The organism is Syntrophomonas curvata, assembly GCF_052976825.1.
Map to the genome: position 1 here is coordinate 637,066 of NZ_CM129641.1, position 19,241 is coordinate 656,306.

Consider the following 19,241-nt stretch of genomic DNA (forward strand, 5'->3'; position numbering starts at 1 on the left):
TTCAGGCATTAAAGTAATTGGCTAAATAGTCATTACTTGATCTAAATACCTTGGATGTTTAAATAAATCCTTTTATTTAACAAAAAATTATTGATTAAAGCACAAGAATAGGAGAGAGGAAATGGGACATTCCGTGGTTGATTTATATGAGGTTGAACCCGATATTGCTTTAGTTAAAATGCAAGACAAAGCTAATAAAAATACATTTACCAGGGAATTAATCAGTGGCTTAATGGAAGCATTTGAATCAATAGAGGCAAATCTTCATTACAAAGTTGTAATCTTAACAGGCTATGATAATTATTTCGCTTCGGGAGGAACTAAAGATGGCTTATTGTCTATATTTGAAGGCAATGCCAAATTTAACGATTTAAACATCTACAGTCTGGCATTGGATTGTAGAATTCCAGTTATTTCAGCAATGCAAGGTCACGGAATTGGCGGAGGTTTTGTTCTCGGATTATATGCTGATTTTGTAATTCTGAGCCGAGAAAGCATTTACACTACAAATTTTATGAGATATGGATTTACGCCTGGTTTGGGTTCTACTTATATTTTATCCAAAAAATTGGGGTTCAGTTTAGCTGAGGAGTTATTGTTAAGCGGTAACTATTTTCGTGGTCAAGAACTTGAAAAAAGGGCAATTCCTTTTCCTGTATTGCCGAGACAGGAAGTGATGAACTATGCACTTCAATTAGCACGAAGTGTGGCAGAGAAACCCCGCAATTCATTAATTGTGTTAAAGGACCACCTTGTTAACCCCATCCGAGAAGAACTTCCGAAAATTATAGAAAAAGAGTTGGCAATGCATGAAAAGACCTTCCATAACCCGCAAGTTAAAGCACTTATAAATTCTTTATATGGAAAAGAATAATTCCTTTTTAGTGCTTTTATAAATCCTAACATTATTAAATTAGATATAAACGAGTTGATTATGAATAACCTGCAAAGGGGATGGCATTATGATTTTACATGAGATTCTGCGTGCACTGGAGGCCAAAGAGATAACTCCGGAAGAGGCTAGAATGAAATTGGAAATGTCGAAGTCAGTTTTAAATGAAGCGTATGAGAAACCAAAAGGGATTTCCTTAAATCCCGTGAAGCAAAATCAGCAGTGGCTTAAAGATCCAGGGGATAAGAATCCAGAGTTTAAAATGAGAGATGAATCGAAACTAACAATGCGGGGGCAAGTTGGTGTTGCGGAGGAATCATTGCATCAGGAACTCATAATAAGTTTAGCAAACGTATTATATGTAGAGCCAAGTGATATTGACATAGATAAAAAATTTATCGAAATGGGTTTGGATTCAGTTATAGGAATGGTTTGGATTAAAGGTATAAATAATCAATATGGAATCTCATTAAAAACAACCAAGATTTATGATTATCCTAGCATTCGTGAATTTGCTGGGTTTTTAGAACGGGAAATATTAAAGAAACAAGAAATGCTGGTGTATCCGGATGAATCAAATGAGAATAATGTCAAAAAAGCACAAGAATTTAAGTTAATAAACTTAGACATTCTGCCTGAACAATCGGCAATTAGCAACTCGAGAAAAAATCAGGATAAAAAAACAGAATTATCATTTGGCCTTACTTTACCTTTGCATTCAGATAAAAGCAGCTTGCGGAAAAAATCGGACAGACCAATGAATGAAAAGCAAACGAATTTAACAAAATCAATAAATAATTTAGAATTATACCCTCAAGAAAATATCTTCATAAGTGAAGAGAACAGTTTTGATTTAACACGTCAAGAAGCGGTAGCAATTATCGGAATGTCTGGTCGTTATCCTGATGCTCACGATTTGGAAAAATATTGGGACAATTTAGTTCAGGGCAGGAATTCAATTAAAGAAATACCTTCCTGTCGCTGGGATGTTAATAAATATTATGATCCCCGTCCCATGCAAAATGGAAAGTACTACTGCAAATGGATCGGATTACTAGATGATATAGAATATTTTGATCCATTGTTTTTTAATATTTCTCCTACCGAAGCAGAACTAATGGATCCACAACACCGGATTTTTTTACAAGAAGGATACAGGGCATTTGAAGATGCCGGATACAGCCGTCAATCGTTAAACGGTAAAAAATGCGGTGTTTATCTGGGGATTATGAGTAATGAATACGGCATGATGATGAACAAAAATCAAGTAGGAGCTATGAGTACTACCGGCAATAGCTTTTCAATAGCAGCTGCACGCATACCTTATTTTCTTAATCTAAAAGGCCCTGCCATAGCGATCGATACTGCATGTTCCGCATCGTTGGTGGCAAATCATCTGGCTTGCCAAGCATTATTAAATCACGAGATAGACATGGCATTAGTAGGAGGCGTTAGTTTATATCTTATCCCAGAATCCTTCATAGGAATGTGTGCAGCTGGAATGTTATCTCCAGAAGGGCAGTGCAAAACCTTTGATAATAGTGCTGATGGTTTTGTCCCGGGAGAAGGTGCCGGGGCATTGGTTTTAAAAAGGCTAAAAGATGCAGAACGTGATAATGATAATATATACGGCATTATTATTGGTTCAGGGATAAACCAGGATGGTATGACTAATGGGATTACTGCTCCCAGTGTTAACAGCCAGATTGAGTTGGAACGTGAAATATACGCCAAATATGATATACATCCTGAAAGCATAAGCTATGTCGAAATGCATGGAACAGGAACAAAACTTGGAGACCCAATTGAATTAGAAGCATTATCTACTGTGCATAAGGAAAAAACCAACCGGAGGAATTATTGTGCAATCGGTTCCGTCAAAAGCAATATAGGCCACACCTCGGCAGCAGCGGGTGTGGCAAGTGTTCAGAAAGTGCTGCTGTGTTTAAAACATAGCAGTTTGGTACCGACATTGAATTTTAAAACTCCCAATGAAGAATTTGACTTTGAAGATTCTCCTTTTTACATAAATACTGAATTAAAGCCATGGGAATCAAGCCAAGGAATACCTAGACGGGCCTGTGTAAGTTCATTTGGTTTTAGCGGCACCAATGCCCATATGGTCATCGAAGAATACATACCGAAAGAAAACGATTTTGCAGTAAACACCGACCACCCATTAATATTCATATTGTCTGCCAGAACAGAAAAACAATTGAAAACCTATGCCCAGTCATTACTGACCTATTTAGAAACTCGGGAAGATATAAACCTGGCAGATATGGCTTATACTTTGCAGGTGGGCCGTGAAGCAATGGACTATCGAATGGCATTTTCGGCAAATTCCAGAGAAGCTATACAAAATGCACTTGAGGCATTTATTAAAAACAATTCAACTAAAGGCTTATTAACTGCCCGGGTAAAAGGGAATAAAGAGCAGGTGGCTATTTTTGAAAATGATGAAGATGCCAAAGCATTAGTTAAAACCTGGATTGAAACGGGAAAAATAAAAAAAGTGGCAGAATTATGGGTTAAGGGCTTTGATTTTGATTGGAACACATTATATGGTAATCTCAAGCCCGCGCGGATCAGCTTGCCAACCTATCCCTTCGCCAGACAAAGGTGTTGGATACCTGAGACAGACAGTGAATCAAGTGATACTTCAATTCCGGATATTGCTGACTGCATTCATCCCCTGCTTCACCAAAACATTTCTGACCTGACCAAACAGATGTTTAGTTCGACATTTACTGGTCGGGAGTTTTTTCTTAAGGATCATGTGGTAAAGGGGCAGCGGGTCCTGCCAGGAGCAGCTCATCTTGAAATGGCGCGTGCAGCTGTTGTGCAGGCAACTGGAAAAGAAGTTCAAAGCCAACTGAAATTTAAGAACATCGTCTGGGCAAAGCCCGTCATCGTAGGAGAAGAACCAGTAAAAGTAAACATAGGACTCTATCCGGAAGAAAATGATGATATAGCTTTTGAAATCTACTGTGAAGCAGAAACCGGGCCAATACCATACAGTCAAGGATATGCCGTAATAAATTGGTCTAAAGAGTCTGCCCAATTGGATATTAATACTTTACAGGCTGAATGTAGCCGGAGTAGTCTTAATTCCGAACAATGCTATGAGGCTTTTGATAAAATGGGGATTGAATATGGCGCAGGACACCGTGGTATTGTAGAGATATTTATTGGTTCAAACCAAATCCTGGCCCAACTCTCTTTGCCTTCTTCAATTTCGCATACTCAAGATAAATATATTCTGCATCCTGCTTTAATTGATTCAGCGTTGCAATCATCCATTGGTTTGGCGCTAAGCTCAGAGAATCCAATGCATTTCAGTTCCGCTAAAAATATTAAGCCCTTAGTGCCTTTTGCCCTGCAAGAACTTGAGGTACTTCAAAGCTGCACACCAAAGATGTGGGCTTACATTAGATTCAGCACCGGAAGTAAAGCAGAAGACCTGATACAGAGATTGGATATTGATTTATGTGATGAGCAAGGATACATCTGTGCACGAATCAAAGGGTATACTTCACGAATGCTGGAAAGTGAAGGGGATGAGACAGGTAGAGCAACTGACCGAGGGACACTGATGATAGCCCCATGCTGGAAAGAAAAAGGCATTGTTCAAGAAGCCAAAAGGCTTGAATATACCGAACATCTGGTAATGCTCGGCGAGGAACTATCTTGCGCAAGCATTCAAACCTATTTGCAGGGAGCAAGGATCATTACCTTAAAATCTAGACATGATAGTATTGAGGAGCGGTTTCAAAACTATTCGATTCAGGTATTTGAGGAGATATATAACATCCTCAAATACAAACCTAAAACATCGATTTTAATACAGATAGTTGGATCCACTCAAGACGAACGAAAACTTTTTTCCGGACTTTCAGGGTTATTAAAAACTGCCCATATGGAAAATCCAAAGTTAACCGGACAGTTCATCGAAGTAGAACCAGGGCAAGAATTAGGGGAGATCATTAAAATAATAAAAGAGAATAAACAAAGTCCAGTTGACAAACAGATTCGGTATGAAAACGGAAAGCGTTATGTTTTAGACTGGAGCGAAATAGAAGTATCTCAGGAAGAAACAAAGATCCCCTGGAAAGACCGGGGGGTCTATTTGATTACTGGCGGCGCCGGAGGTTTGGGGCTTATCTTGGCTAAAGAGATAGTGAAAAAGATTAAGAGTGCCAATTTAATTTTAACCGGGAGATCGCACCTTAACAAAGATAAACAAGTTAAGCTGAAAAGCTTGGAAGAACTAGGCGCACACGTCGATTACAAGCGGGCTGATGTAACCAATAAAGAGCAAGTTTTAGATTTAATACGTTATATTAAAGAAAAATACGGGGATATTAATGGGATTGTTCATAGTGCAGGAGTGATAAACGATAATCTCATCATAAATAAAAACATAGAAGAAGTGGAAGAGGTACTGGCGCCAAAGGTAAAAGGCTTGGTTTATCTGGATCAAGCAAGCCAGGATTTAAACCTTGATTTCTTCATTTTATTTTCTTCAATAGCTGGGGTTATGGGTAATCCGGGCCAGGCCGATTATGCAGCCGCCAACGCCTTTATGGACGCCTATGCTGAATACCGGAATAAACTGATGATAGCAAAAAAAAGGCAGGGTAAAACTCTGTCAATAAACTGGCCTTGGTGGAAAGAAGGCGGAATGAAGATTGATGAAGAAAACGAAAAATTGATACTGCAGAGTACAGGTATGGCAGCTATGCAGACCAAAACAGGCATGCAAGTATTATATCAAGCTATGGCCTGTGGTGATCAACAAGTAATGGTGGTTGTAGGGGAAGTCGCCCGAATTAAACAGAAACTGTTTTCTGATACATCTTTGGGCTTGGAATTTCCTAAAGCTGTTAATGATTTCGGTCCAATAACCAAAATTGATTACGGAGACTTACCATATAAAATACGGTCGTATTTGATACAAGAAATATACAAACTGCTCAAAGTTAATATGGAAGATATTGATCTTGACATGGAATTTAATCAATACGGATTTGATTCAATAACTCTAAATAGATTTGCAAGAATACTTAATGAAAAATATGGACTTGATTTAGTACCCTCCATACTCTTTGAATATCCAACTCTTCGCAGCTTTGCGGATTATTTGGCAGAAACCTACAGTGCCAGTTTTGAACCGCCATATGGTGTTCAAATTAAAGATTTGCCCTCAACTCGATTCACTCAAATTAAAGCTGAACAGATGATTAACCGTAAAAATACCTTCCGATTGCAAACCGATAAATCAATGCCTCAGACATTATCGGCAACCGATTCTATAGGCTCGGATCCTATTGCTATTATAGGAATGAGCGGGATTTTTCCTATGGCTGATGATTTAAAACAATTTTGGTTAAATCTGCAAGAGGGCAGGGACTGCATTTCTGAAACCCCCAAAGGACGTTGGAACTGGGAAGATTATAACGAGTTTATAGAAGATGTTAATAGAGAAAGCATTAAGAAGGGCGGCTTTATAAAAGGTGTGGATGAGTTTGACCCATTATTCTTTGGGATAGCTCCGAAAGAAGCCCAGCTTATGGATCCTCAGCAGCGTCTGTTGATGACCTATATTTGGAAGGGGTTAGAAGATGCAGGATACTCGGGCCGGAGTCTTGATGGAACCAACACCGCTATTTTTGTGGGAATGGCTAGTAGCGGTTATAGCGGATTGGTTTTTCGTGTACCTAATCAAGGCCATTCTTTAAAGACATTACCATCTATGGGTCCCAATCGGATGAGCCATTTTCTTAATATTCATGGACCCAGTGAGCCTGTAGAAACTGCATGTTCAAGTTCATTGGTGGCAATTCACCGGGCAATAGAAGTTTTAAGGAATGGGAATTGCGATATGGCCATTGCAGGTGGGATTAACACCATATTAGCTCCAGATTCACAAATTAGTTCCAGCCGAGCCGGAGTCCTCTCTGAGGACGGCAAATGCAAATCCTTCTCTAACAAAGCCAACGGTTATGTCAGAGGCGAAGGAGTGGGGATGATTGTTTTGAAAAGACTCAAAGATGCGGAGCTTGAAGGAGACCATATCTATGGAGTTATTCGCAGCAGTGCAGTTAATCACGGAGGTCGGTCCAATTCACCGACTGCACCAAATCCAAGAGCCCAGGCGGAATTGCTTGTTGAGGCTTACACCAAAGCAGGAATTGACCCCAGGACAGTCACCTATATTGAGGCTCATGCTGCGGGAACTGAATTGGGTGATTCATTGGAAATCAACGGATTAATTGCAGCCTTTAGAAAGCTTTATGAAATGACAGGGGAATCACGAATTTTCAACGCTCATTGCGGATTGGCCACAGTTAAGAGCAATATTGGGCATTTAGAGTTAGCTGGAGGAATTGCAGGTGTTATTAAAGTCTTATTGCAATTGAAAAATAAGCAGTTAGTCAAAAGCCTCCATTGTGAAACTGTTAGTCCCTATATAAAGCTGGAGGGCAGCCCATTTTACATCCTGCAGAAAAACAGGGAATGGGAGGCGTTAAGGGATTCAAAAGGAGAGGAAATTCCCAGGCGAGCTGGGATAAGTTCTTTTGGTCTGGGTGGTGTCAATGCCCATATAGTAATTGAAGAATACGTTAACAAGGCTGAAAATTTGCTGCCGGCGGCAATTTCCGATGATAAACCGGCGCTCTTGGTGATATCCGGCCAAAATGAGAATCTGCTTAAAGAACGAGTACGGCAATTATTGATAGCGATTAATGAACAAAATTTTTCTGATATTCACTTGACTGATATAGCCTATACCTTGCAGATAGGGCGTGAAAGCATGGAATACCGCTTGGCGCTTATCGTGAAATCTATCGGAGAGTTGCAGAAAAAATTAGAAGATTTCTTGGAAGGGCGGGAGTTTATTGATGATCTTTATCGGGGTTCCGTGAAACAGTATAAGAAGGCTCTGGCTGTTTTTGCGGAAGACGAAGATATGCAAATAGCGGTGAAAGCCTGGATTGCTAAAGGAAAATATGCAAAACTCGCAGATCTTTGGACCAAAGGTTTGGATCTTAATTGGGTTAAGTTCTATGAAGATAAAAAGCCTCGTCGGATCAGTCTGCCTACCTACCCTTTTGCCAATAAACGCTATTGGGTACCAGAAAACGAAGATATATCTGGTAAAAGCAATTATGAGCAGGTGGGAACTAGCAATGATTTATACGAGTTGTCAGAAAACAAACCCTACCGGGAAGATGATTCTGCGCCCGCTACACCGGTTCAAAAGGTATTAGCAGATATATGGGGCAAGGTTTTGGGGGTAAGTAATTTTGGTGTTAATGACAATTTCTTCAGCTTAGGAGGTGATTCCATATTCTGTCTCCAAGTAATGTCTTTAGCCAAAATAGAGGGGCTACAGTTATCGGTTAAGCAACTGTTCGAGTACCCAACTATTAGTGAGCTATCCAGGCAATTAACCATATCGGAAGATAAAACCAAGGCAAAAAACAAGAGAAAAGCGGAAATGTTCGGGCTACTGTCTGAAGAAGACAGAGCATTTATATCTCGGTTATCATGAAAAATTTTTTCCTTGAATCGATTTATTGCCGGGATACCAGGCTTAAAAGGAGGAAGGGAATAATGAGTAACTCTGTTCTCAGGCATTTTGATATCGAAGATGCCTACCCAATGACCAAGCTGCAAAAAGGCATGCTGTTCTATAGTGAATATAACGCTGGGGAACCCGTATATCACGATATCCTTACCTATCATTTAAAAGGCATCTATAATATAAAAGCTTTACAGGAAGCAGTACAATACATGATTGCACGTCATCCCGCCCTGCGGACGAGCTTTAATTTAAGCGATTTTAGCGAACCAGTCCAAATCGTTCAAAAGGAAGCAATTGTGATAATCGGAGAAGCTGATCTGCGTAATTCGGCGGAGTCGTATCATGCCGATATACGGGCCAGATGGCTGGAAGAGGAAAAAAAGAAAGACTTCGACTGGAAATTGGCTCCACTATTTCGTCTGCAAACACATCGCTGGAAGGAGGATGAATTTGACATTTCCCTCAGCTATCATCATTCAATTCTGGACGGGGTTAGTGCTTTCCAAATGATGATTGAGCTATTCGGCGTTTATTTGAATAAATTGGGAAAGACAAATTATTTACCGGAACCTATGGAATATAACGTCTTTCGTGATTATGTTGCGTTGGAACTTGGTGCTGTAAAGTCAGAAACATGTAAAGATTATTGGCTTAAAAAGCTTGAGGGGTTAGCCTGCGGCGAGACAATTTACCAGGATAGCATCGGTAGTGGCTATAAAACTGAAATAGTGGAAATATCGCCGGAAATGCTAAATGCTCTTAAAGCACTGGCAAGATATGAAGCAGTGCCGCTGAATGTAATTCTGCTTGCTGCACATTTGTCAGTTTTGAGCATAATAACCGGGGAATTTGACGTTGTGACCGGTTTGGTTACCAGCGGTAAGCCTGAAGATATTGATGCTGACAGGGAATTGGGGTTATTCGCCAATACGGTGCCCTTGCGGATTCAGCTGACAGGAGGAACATGGAAACAACTTGTAAGGCAGGTCTTCGATGCTGAACAGGAAATGATGACTTACCGTAGATATCCCCTGGCGGAAATAACTAAACACATGGGGAATAGTCAATTTTTTGAAAGTATCTTTAGTTATGTGAACTTTAACGTATATAAAAATAAAGAAGAATTATCTGATTACCTTAAGATTATAGATGTTAACCGATTTGAACGAACCAATTACCCTCTGGCTTCACAATTCTGGCTGGATATTTCAGGCAATAAGCTGAGCTTGCAACTCATTTACGATTCCGACCGGTTTAGAGATCAACAAATGGCAGGGGCTGCAAAGATCTTTACCCGGATATTTTTATCAATGCTGCAAAGCATGGACAATCTTTATATATCCGGCAAGACAGTAAAGTACTGGCAAAATAACTTTAAAGGCGCCTTATCGATTTATAATATGCGGACAGATTATGCATTAACGCAAGATCAGGAATTCAAATCAGACGAAGTGCAATTTTCGGCGGACAGGCTTACCCGGACGGTTCTACTGGAATTGGGAAGGCAGTATAACACGTCTCTCTATTCAGTAATATTGTCTATTTTTAACGTATTTCTTTATAAATATACCGGGCAGAATGATGCCGCCTTGTGGGCACCGATTGCTGGAACCGGGCTGATCATTCAGAAGAATAAGGATGTGCATCCACATTATCTGGCCATGAAACACGAAATAAAAAATGAGGAAATGTTTAGCCAACATTTGATGCGGGTCAGGGATGGGGTTTCTGAAGCACTGGACTGTCAGGATATTATTTTTGAGGATTTAATTGTTAATCATCTTATTGGGTCAAGAGTTAAGAATGCCCCGCTGTATAATGTGCTGTTCTCATTAAAGACTGACAGTAGCCAAGCGGCAGGTTATAGTAATAAGCTTGGGGATTATACATTGGCTTTGGATGTGGTCGAAAGTAATGAAGAAATACTTTTTACGCTCAGATATAATAATACTTTATTTGCCCAAGAAACAGTAAACAGGATGAAAACTCACCTGCAAAACATAGTAGAACAGGTTATCAGCAATCCAGATATGCTTGTCAAAGAGATAACACTAATAACAAATAGTGAGCGAGACTGTATTTTGAATGAGTTTAATAACACTTCCTCATATTATGACCGGAAAAAAACAATTCATCGTTTCCTTGAAGAGCAGGCGGGCAAAACACCTGCCAAAATAGCAGTATTACACAAAGGACAGAAACTAACATATGGTGATTTAAACAGCAAAGCTAATCGCCTGGCAAGAGTTCTCAGGAGAAAAGGCGTGAAACCCAACAGCATCGTCGGTATTATGATGGAAAGGTCGTTGGAAATGCTTATCGGCATATTTGCGATACTTAAAGCCGGCGGGGCATACATGCCTATAGATCCAAAGTATCCCCGGGAGCGCATCCGCTACATGTTACAGGACAGCGAAGCCATAATGCTAGTCACCAAGGACAAAACGGGGAACAACATTTTATTTGAAGGAGAAGTTCTCGATATAACAGATGATCCAGGGTATAAAGAAGATGATGGAAATCTTGAGCAAGTCAATAGTTCCAGAGATCTGGTCTATGTAATCTATACGTCCGGATCAACCGGGAATCCCAAGGGAGTTATGATTGAACACCATTCCCTGGTTAATCAAATTCAGTGGATGCGTAAGATATATCCAATTGACGAAAGTGATATTATTTTACAAAAAACACCGCTTACTTTTGACGTTTCGCTCTGGGAACTGTTCTGGTGGAGTATAGCTGGCGCCAGCGTGGTTTTGCTTGAACCTGACGGTGAAAAAGATCCTGATATGGTTTTGAACGCTGTATTTGAGAACAAAGTAACGGTAATGCACTTTGTCCCCTCGATGTTCAACGGTTTTTTGAATTATATTGAAATAGGCAATCACTTCGAAAAGTTATCATCTCTTAAATTAGTATTATGCAGTGGAGAAGCACTCGCCCTCAAACACGTGCAAATGTTTAATAGAATAACAGGTAGCCACGGTATTCGCTTGGTTAACTTATATGGGCCAACGGAAGCTACTGTTCACGTTTCTTATTATGAATGCATCGGGACAGATGAACATCTAAGCATGATACCTATAGGAAGACCAGTAGATAACACAAATCTCTACATAGTGGGCAGTAATTATGAATTAATGCCGATAGGTATTACTGGTGAACTCTGCATAGCTGGTGTGGGTTTGGCCCGAGGCTACGTAAATAATAAAGAATTGAGCGAAGAAAAGTTCGTCCGGAACCCCTTTTATCCGGGTGAACGAATGTATCGAACGGGTGATCTGGCTAGATGGAAGGCTGACGGAAATATCGAGTTTTTAGGAAGAATGGACAACCAGATCAAACTCCGCGGCTATCGAATAGAGTTGGGTGAAATAGAGTCGGTTTTAAGACAGCACCCGGATGTACAAGATGCAGTGGTAACTATCCGGCAAATAAAGAGCAATGAAATGAACCAAAAGCTAGTGGCGTATGTTGTTCTGAAAGGGGTAAACAGACCCACACCGATCCAGTTGCAAATTTTCTCCGGGAAGAAGTTACCAGATTATATGATTCCGGAGATCATTATGGTATTGGACTCTATCCCGTTAACATCCAGCGGTAAGGCGAATACAAAAGCGCTGCCTGAACCCGATTATGCAAATATCCGTGGTGATGCTCAATATGCTGAAGCTACTAATCCTACGGAAAAAGCTTTAGTAGATATATGGTCCAGAGTTCTGGCCGTCAAGCGGGTGGGAATTGACGATAACTATTTCAGCTTGGGTGGCGATTCTATTTTGAGCATTCAGATTATGGCCTTGGCAAAAAAACATGGGTTGAATGTGACGATCCGTAATTTGTGTAGATACCCTACCATCCGTGGGTTATCCGCCAATTTAGCTGAACTTGAAACCAGCCATGCAGATGATGTTGTCGGGGAAGCATTCGATTTGATTTCCCGTCAGGATAGGATGAAGCTCGCGGGATATAAAATGTAAAGGAGTGTAAGAAGAAAATGAGCAATTCCAAACAGGTTTCCATTGAAGATGCCTATCCTATAACCATGTTGCAGGAGGGTATGTTCTTTCACAGCGAGTATAGCAAAGACTTGCCTGTTTATCATAACATCTTTACTTATCGTTTCCATGGACCTTACGATTTTAAAATGTTAAAAGAAGCGGCCGAGCACCTCGTTTCTCGTCATCAAATACTGCGAACTTCTTTTGATATCAATGAATTTAGCGAACCGTTACAGCTGGTCCACGATAAGGTGGACTTGCTTTTTGAAGAAATGGATTTTCAGGGTTTCCCATCAGATCGTCAAAAAATAATGAAACAATGGCTAGATAATGAAAAGGGAAGAAGTTTCGATTGGAAAAAGGCTCCCTTATTCCGCTTACAAAGCCATCGCTGGTCCGTGGAAGACTTTGATATTTCTCTTAGCTTTCATCATTCCATACTAGATGGTTGGAGTGTAGCCACAATGATAACTGAATTCATTCGTTTGTACATGTGGAAGATTGGATACCTGGATAACATACCCAATGAGCATAATAATGTTAAATTTCGTGATTTCGTAGCTCTTGAAATAAAAGCTCTGCAATCGGAACAATGCAAAGATTATTGGTTAAAACTGCTTCAGGACAGCAGCTTTAAGAAAATACCTCGCTGGCCCTTAAAAGAGCCGGAAAATGTCTATAAATCACTTAAAATAAGCATACCTCAAGAAATTTCCGAAGGACTGTCCCGAGTATCGATAATGGAAGGCGTCCCTTTAAAAAATGTATTACTGGCGGCACATGTAAGAGTATTAAGCCTCGTGTCAGGTGAAAAGGATATCGTTACCGGGGTAGTATCGAATGGCCGACCGGAAAAACTTGGAGGCGAAGGCGTACTAGGGCTGTTTGTGAACACTCTGCCATTACGGATAAGATTGACGCATGAGACATGGAAGGAACTTATACAAAGGCTTTTTGAACAGGAAAAGGATATGTGGCCATATAGAAGGTATCCTTTGGCAGCAATACAACGGGATACCGGGAATAATTTATTATTTGAAACCGCTTTTAATTATATAAATTTTCATGTTTATAACCAGGTGGAATCAACGTCGGCTCTACAGCTTGTCGATTTCGAGGGATTTGAACAAACAAATTTTCCCTTTACCTGTGAGTTCATGGTTAATCCGCGGAATAATGCAATGTATCTCATATTAATTTATGACGCAAATCAGTTTGGCGCCGATCAGGTTGAAGCGATAGGGAGATATTATCAAAGTTCTTTGAAGTCAATCATGTTGGAAACAGATAATCCATATTTGAAATTGAGCGTAATTCCAGAGCAGGAATATAACAAGCTGGCTTATGTTTGGAGCAATTCAAGCAGTAAAGTTGAAAATGTACCAAACAAATATATTTGTGAGCTATTCACAGAGCAGGTAAGCATGCACCCAGGAAAACCAGCTGTTCAATATAACGGCAATACCCTGTCGTATCATGAACTGAACGAGAGGTCTGACCAGTTGGCTGGATACTTGATTGAATGCGGCATTAAACCTAACGAAATAGTGGGCGTATATATGGAGCGATCCCTGGAATTAGTTATAGGCATTATGGCTATTTGGAAAGCTGGCGCAGCATATGTACCCCTCGACCCTGGCTATCCGGGTGATCGTCTGAAATATATAACTGAGGACACTAAGATTGAATACGTTTTATCTGTAACCGGTATGTCACAAGATCTGCCTTTCAGTAAGACCATTGTTAATATTGACAGCCTATTTGAATGTTCTGATTATAACGATTATAAGAATTTCATCAAACCTGAACCAGGTTCGGAAGACCTCGCTTATGTAATTTACACCTCCGGCTCAACCGGAAAACCAAAAGGGGTCTTGCTGACCCATAAAGGCCTTTCCAATGCAACCCAGGAATATAAACGGATCTTTGAAATTTGTCCGGATGATCGTATTATCCAGCTTGCCTCCCTGGGTTTTGATGCTTCAGTTGCTGAATTCGCTATGGCCTTGGGAAATGGCGCCACGATTTGTTTACCAGATGGCAGGGAGCAGTTTATAGGGTACGATTTACTGAGGACGTTGAAAGAGATGAGGATTACGATTGCAACTGTTACACCTACAGCTTTAGCCACCCTTCCCTTTGACAATATTCCGGGCTTAAGAATCCTAAATGCTGCAGGCGAGGCTTGTAGTACAGAACTAGCCAGAAAATGGTCGCAAGGACGGAAGTTTTTTAATCTTTACGGCCCTACCGAAGGAACAATTTGGACAACATTTTACCAATGGGTCAATAATAATGATGGGAATGCAGTACCTATAGGCAGGCCAATTAATAATGTAGAAGTATATGTGCTAGATATGGATCAACAAGTTGTTCCAACCGGTGTTCCCGGGGAACTGTGCATAGGAGGTGCAGGATTGGCTCGTGGGTATCTGAACCGTCCGGAAATGACAGGGGAAAAATTCATCCCCCACCCGCTTGATGCCAGTCAAAAAATATATAAGACCGGGGATTTAGTTAGATATTTACCAGATGGTAATATTGAATTTTTAGGTAGAATTGACAATCAGGTTAAAATACGTGGTTTTAGGATTGAATTAGATGAAATTGCCAATACATTAAGGAAGTTCAATAATATAAATGACGCTGCAGTTATAGTTGTCGGCGACCAGCCGTTGGCAAAGCAACTGGCGGCATATATTGTAGTTAGAGACAAGGAATCTTTTAAGTTGAATCAACTGCAAAGCGAGCTAAGGGAGAAACTTCCCAACTATATGATTCCCTCAGTATTTGTAATTGTCGATAGCCTATCTCTCACACCACATGGTAAATTGAACCTAAAGGACTTGCACCGTATAGCCTTAACCAGACCTGAAAGCAAACCTTACGTTGCACCCCGGACGGCTACAGAAAGGCAGCTAGCAGAAATCTGGAGCTTAGTTCTTGGCATTGATGTAGTGGGTATCCATGACGACTTTTTTGAAATGGGGGGACACTCTATTTCGGCATTGCATGTTGCTGGAAAGATAAGAACGGAATTTGTGATTGATTTTCCCTTGAAATATTTGTTCCAATACCCCCAAATAGAACAACTGGCAATACTGATTCTGAATATAAAAGCCGAAAATTTAGAGATATCGGAATTACTGGCAGAATTAGATCAAATGTCCGATGAAGACGCAAGAAAAACCTTATTAATGGGCTCGGTGTTTAATAACAGGTAAAAGGAGAAATGTGTTTTGGATAATTTGGATAATATAGAACGCTTTGCATTGCTGTCCCCAGAAAAACGTGAACTTCTATTAAGGAAGCTTATGGAAAGGCATACCGATGAAAAGGCAGCTTCTGCCATTAATACGGATGAAAAAAACAAATATACACCTTTTCCTCTGGCTGAAGTGCAGCAGGTTTATTGGCTGGGACAGACCGGGTTATTTGACCTGGGCACACACCCCAGCAATGTATATATTGAATTCAGAATAAACTTAACGAATAAGAGCTTGAGAACGACCATTGAAGATAGGGTTATAGATACTTTAAATCTTTTGATTCGAGATCATGATATATTGAGACTGATTATATTACCGGGGGGCATGCAAAAAATATTACCTGAGGTCGATTATTATAGAATCCCTTTTGCGGACCTTGGTGACTGGGGAGAAAACGAAATCGAAGAAAAGCTTGAGGAAGTGCGAACCCAGATGCGGGAAGAGCAAACTCCTGTTCTTGAATGGCCCCTGTTTAAAGTTGCAGGGCATTGTTTTAACCACACTATTGTTGTGCATGTCAAAATCAATTCGCTGTTGATGGATGGCACAAGCATTCAGATATTTTTAACACAATGGCTGGCTGCCATTCAGAATTCATACATAACAATTGATAAACCTCAGTTTAGTTATAGAGATTATGCGCTATCATGGGAGACAATTAAAAAAACATATTCTTATCAGCAATCCAGAAATTACTGGCTTAATCTTTTGCCCGGACTTTTACCCGGGCCGGAACTTCCGCTCCGTTCTTATGTGCAACCTGATAAATATTTTAAATTTATAGTTTATGACAATGAACTGATTGATAAAGAAGGTTTTACAAAGCTAAACCAGCTTGCAGTAAAATTTGGAGTGGGTGTGTTCTCGGTATTGCTAACAGCATATGCTGATGTTTTAGCGTGCTGGAGTTACGGGGCAAAATTCAGTCTGGGCGTAATTAATTCCTTTCGCCCTCCAGTTCATCCGCAAATAAATGATATTTTGGGAAATTTTAATACGGTCGAAATTGTTGCCATTGATTCATTACGGGGAAACTTTATTGAACGCGTAAAAGCAGTTCAGGCACAAATTGTTTACAATATTGACAATCCATATTTTTCGGGACTGCAGGTCATTCGGGAAATTAATAAGAAATACGGTCAGGGGTCCCATGTTCCGCTTAAGGTATTTTTCAACAGTGTGCTTAATCTTCAGAAAGATGCGCTGCTTCTGGCCAAAAATGAACGTATGAAACACATCCTTCAAACTGCTTCCCAACGAGAAGAGAATTCTCTTATCAACGTGGAAATTATAGAAGATAATATTTACGCTTCGCAGATGCAATTAGTTCCTTCGATTTATGAAGGAACTAATGGAGAGATAAGATGTAAATGGGCCGGAAGGCCTGAGATGTTTCCGCAGGGCATGATGGAGGAAATGTTTAATGTTTATAAAAAACTCATTAATAATTTGGTGTCCGAGGATAAGATATGGCATCGGCGATGGCCGGAGAATATAAGCAGTTTAGTTAAATACGATGATAGATCTGTTATCAATATAAAAAAAATATCAGATATGGATATTAACGATCTTTTTCGGCAAAGTGTTAGCCGGCATAGTGATCATGTTGCAGTTGCAGGTCCATTGATTTCATTAACATATGAAGATCTTTATGATACTGCAGGTATTATAAGGGATATGCTTTTCCGGGCAGGAGTAAAACCTGGCAATCAGGAAACAGTAGCGGTCATAATGGAACATGGCTGGGAACAAATTGTATCTATACTCGGTATCTTCGGAGCAGGGGCGGTTTTCTTGCCTCTGGATGTGAGTATGCCATATGAAAGGCTTTCCGGCTTGCTGAGGGAGAATTGCGTTAAGGTAGTTCTTACTCAATCCTGGATCAGCCAACAGATAGGGCTTATCGATAATGTGGAAAATATATTGGTTGATAAATGTACCGTGGGCAACTCAACTGTTTGCGAGCCAGTCGCTCGCCTGCAAGCTGATCAAACAGCTTGTATCATATATCCTGCCGAGGAGAATATGCATAAGGTTATTATAAGCCAGAGTATGATGGTAAATATTATAATAAGCAGCAACCAATACTTTGGAGTTAATGCAGAAGACAGGCTTTTGTCCATTTATACAAATACCGTAGATTTATGGTTATATGACGTGTTGGGTATGCTTATTGCCGGAGGGACTATCTTTCTTCCGCAAGCACAATCTAGTTGGAATCCATTAAATTACGCGGAATTAATTAAGCGACATCAGATTACGGTATTTAATGCTCCGGTTTATATCCTGGAGGAAACTTTAACATGCTGGGATGAGCATTTTAACGGTGGACAATGGCCATTAAGGCTGATTTTTCTCAGCGGTACCAGAGTAGGTAATAAGATAGTGACCAGGATAAAGAACGCCAATAGCGGGAGTAGAATATTCCATTTGTGGAGAACACCGCAAATAGGATTATGGTCTATGGTTGCTGAACTAGGAGTTAATGATGATGTTAATGGTGCAAAATTTGACCGATGTTATGAGGGGCGCAACGTTTATGTACTGAACGATGGACTTGAGCAGTGTCCGTATTCGGTTTTAGGTCATGTATATATTGGGGGGGATGATTTAATCCAAACGCATACGTCTCTCAGTAATGACAACGGGGTAAAAGTGGTTTGCAATCCACGAACAGACGAAAGGTTGATCAAAACCAGGTATGTTGGACGGTACTCCGCTAGTAACCTGATTGAAATATGCGGAAATGAAGCTGATTGCAAACTTCGTTTCAGGGGCTATTCTATCTCGCTGTTTGATATTGCGGAAAAACTGGAACAGCATCCAGACGTTAGATCAGCATTTGTTCAAGCAGTGGAGACGCTTAATTCGAATGACAGACTGACAGCTTATGCTGTTATCCGAGACAGTTCGCCAGCAGATGCTGATAGTCTGAAGATATTTTTGCAAGATAAACTACCATATTACGCAATACCAAATGAAATCTATCTGGCGAAATCATTACCGATTAGAATGGATGGTTATATCGATAACAACCGCCTGTCACAAAGCTTATTGCCCAATATTGAGCTTAAACCGTTTATCCAACCCAGGGACCAAATCGAAGCGCGGTTGTTAAAGATGTGGGACAATATTCTGGGAGAGCGCCAGATTATTAGTATAAATGATAATTGGTTTGACGTGGGTGGGGATTCATTAAAATGGGTGCAACTTAAGTTTTTGATTGAAAGAGAATTTGGCATAGCCTTAGCTCCTGGTGATTTTATTAAGGATGCAACAATAGAGCATTTAGCGGGATTACTCAGACAATTCTAATACTCAGGATTTGCCCTTGTTTACCTCACCCCCGGATCGAAGGCGGTATATAACGACTTTGTCAGCAAAGCCTCTTAATCTTTAGAACCTTCTAGCCAATAGCTTATAAGGAGAAGATTGACAAAGGCTGATGCCCTCGTGCTTATATTGGGCAAGAGGGCATCATCAAGGGG

General features: G+C 40.3%; 5 protein-coding genes. All 5 read left to right on the forward strand.

Translation table 11 applies throughout. The features are described 5' to 3' along the window. Nucleotides 1–121 precede the first annotated feature (121 nt). Nucleotides 122–874, forward strand: a complete 753-nt coding sequence (locus tag ACU70B_RS02735) for a polyketide synthase (RefSeq protein ID WP_447184830.1) — start codon at nt 122–124, stop codon at nt 872–874. A gap of 88 nt (nt 875–962) precedes the next feature. Then, entirely contained in the window at nt 963–8,450 is a 7,488-nt protein-coding gene (locus ACU70B_RS02740; RefSeq protein ID WP_447184831.1) for an SDR family NAD(P)-dependent oxidoreductase, read from the forward strand. Nucleotides 8,451–8,512: 62 nt separating this feature from the next. Then, nucleotides 8,513–12,463, forward strand: coding sequence for a non-ribosomal peptide synthetase (locus ACU70B_RS02745; RefSeq protein ID WP_447184832.1), 3,951 nt, complete (start codon nt 8,513–8,515; stop codon nt 12,461–12,463). Nucleotides 12,464–12,480: 17 nt separating this feature from the next. Further along, entirely contained in the window at nt 12,481–15,708 is a 3,228-nt protein-coding gene (locus ACU70B_RS02750; RefSeq protein WP_447184833.1) for a non-ribosomal peptide synthetase, read from the forward strand. Between the two features lie 15 nt (nt 15,709–15,723). Continuing rightward, nucleotides 15,724–19,068, forward strand: a complete 3,345-nt coding sequence (locus tag ACU70B_RS02755; protein ID WP_447184834.1) for an AMP-binding protein — start codon at nt 15,724–15,726, stop codon at nt 19,066–19,068. The last annotated feature ends 173 nt before the right edge of the window (nt 19,069–19,241 follow it).

What these genes read in the sequence shown, in the direction of transcription:
- ACU70B_RS02750 (WP_447184833.1), top strand. Translation starts at nt 12,481, where the DNA reads ATGAGCAATTCCAAACAGGTTTCCATTGAAGATGCCTATCCTATAACC.
- ACU70B_RS02745 (WP_447184832.1), top strand. Translation starts at nt 8,513, where the DNA reads ATGAGTAACTCTGTTCTCAGGCATTTTGATATCGAAGATGCCTACCCA.
- ACU70B_RS02735 (WP_447184830.1), top strand. Translation starts at nt 122, where the DNA reads ATGGGACATTCCGTGGTTGATTTATATGAGGTTGAACCCGATATTGCT.
- ACU70B_RS02740 (WP_447184831.1), top strand. Translation starts at nt 963, where the DNA reads ATGATTTTACATGAGATTCTGCGTGCACTGGAGGCCAAAGAGATAACT.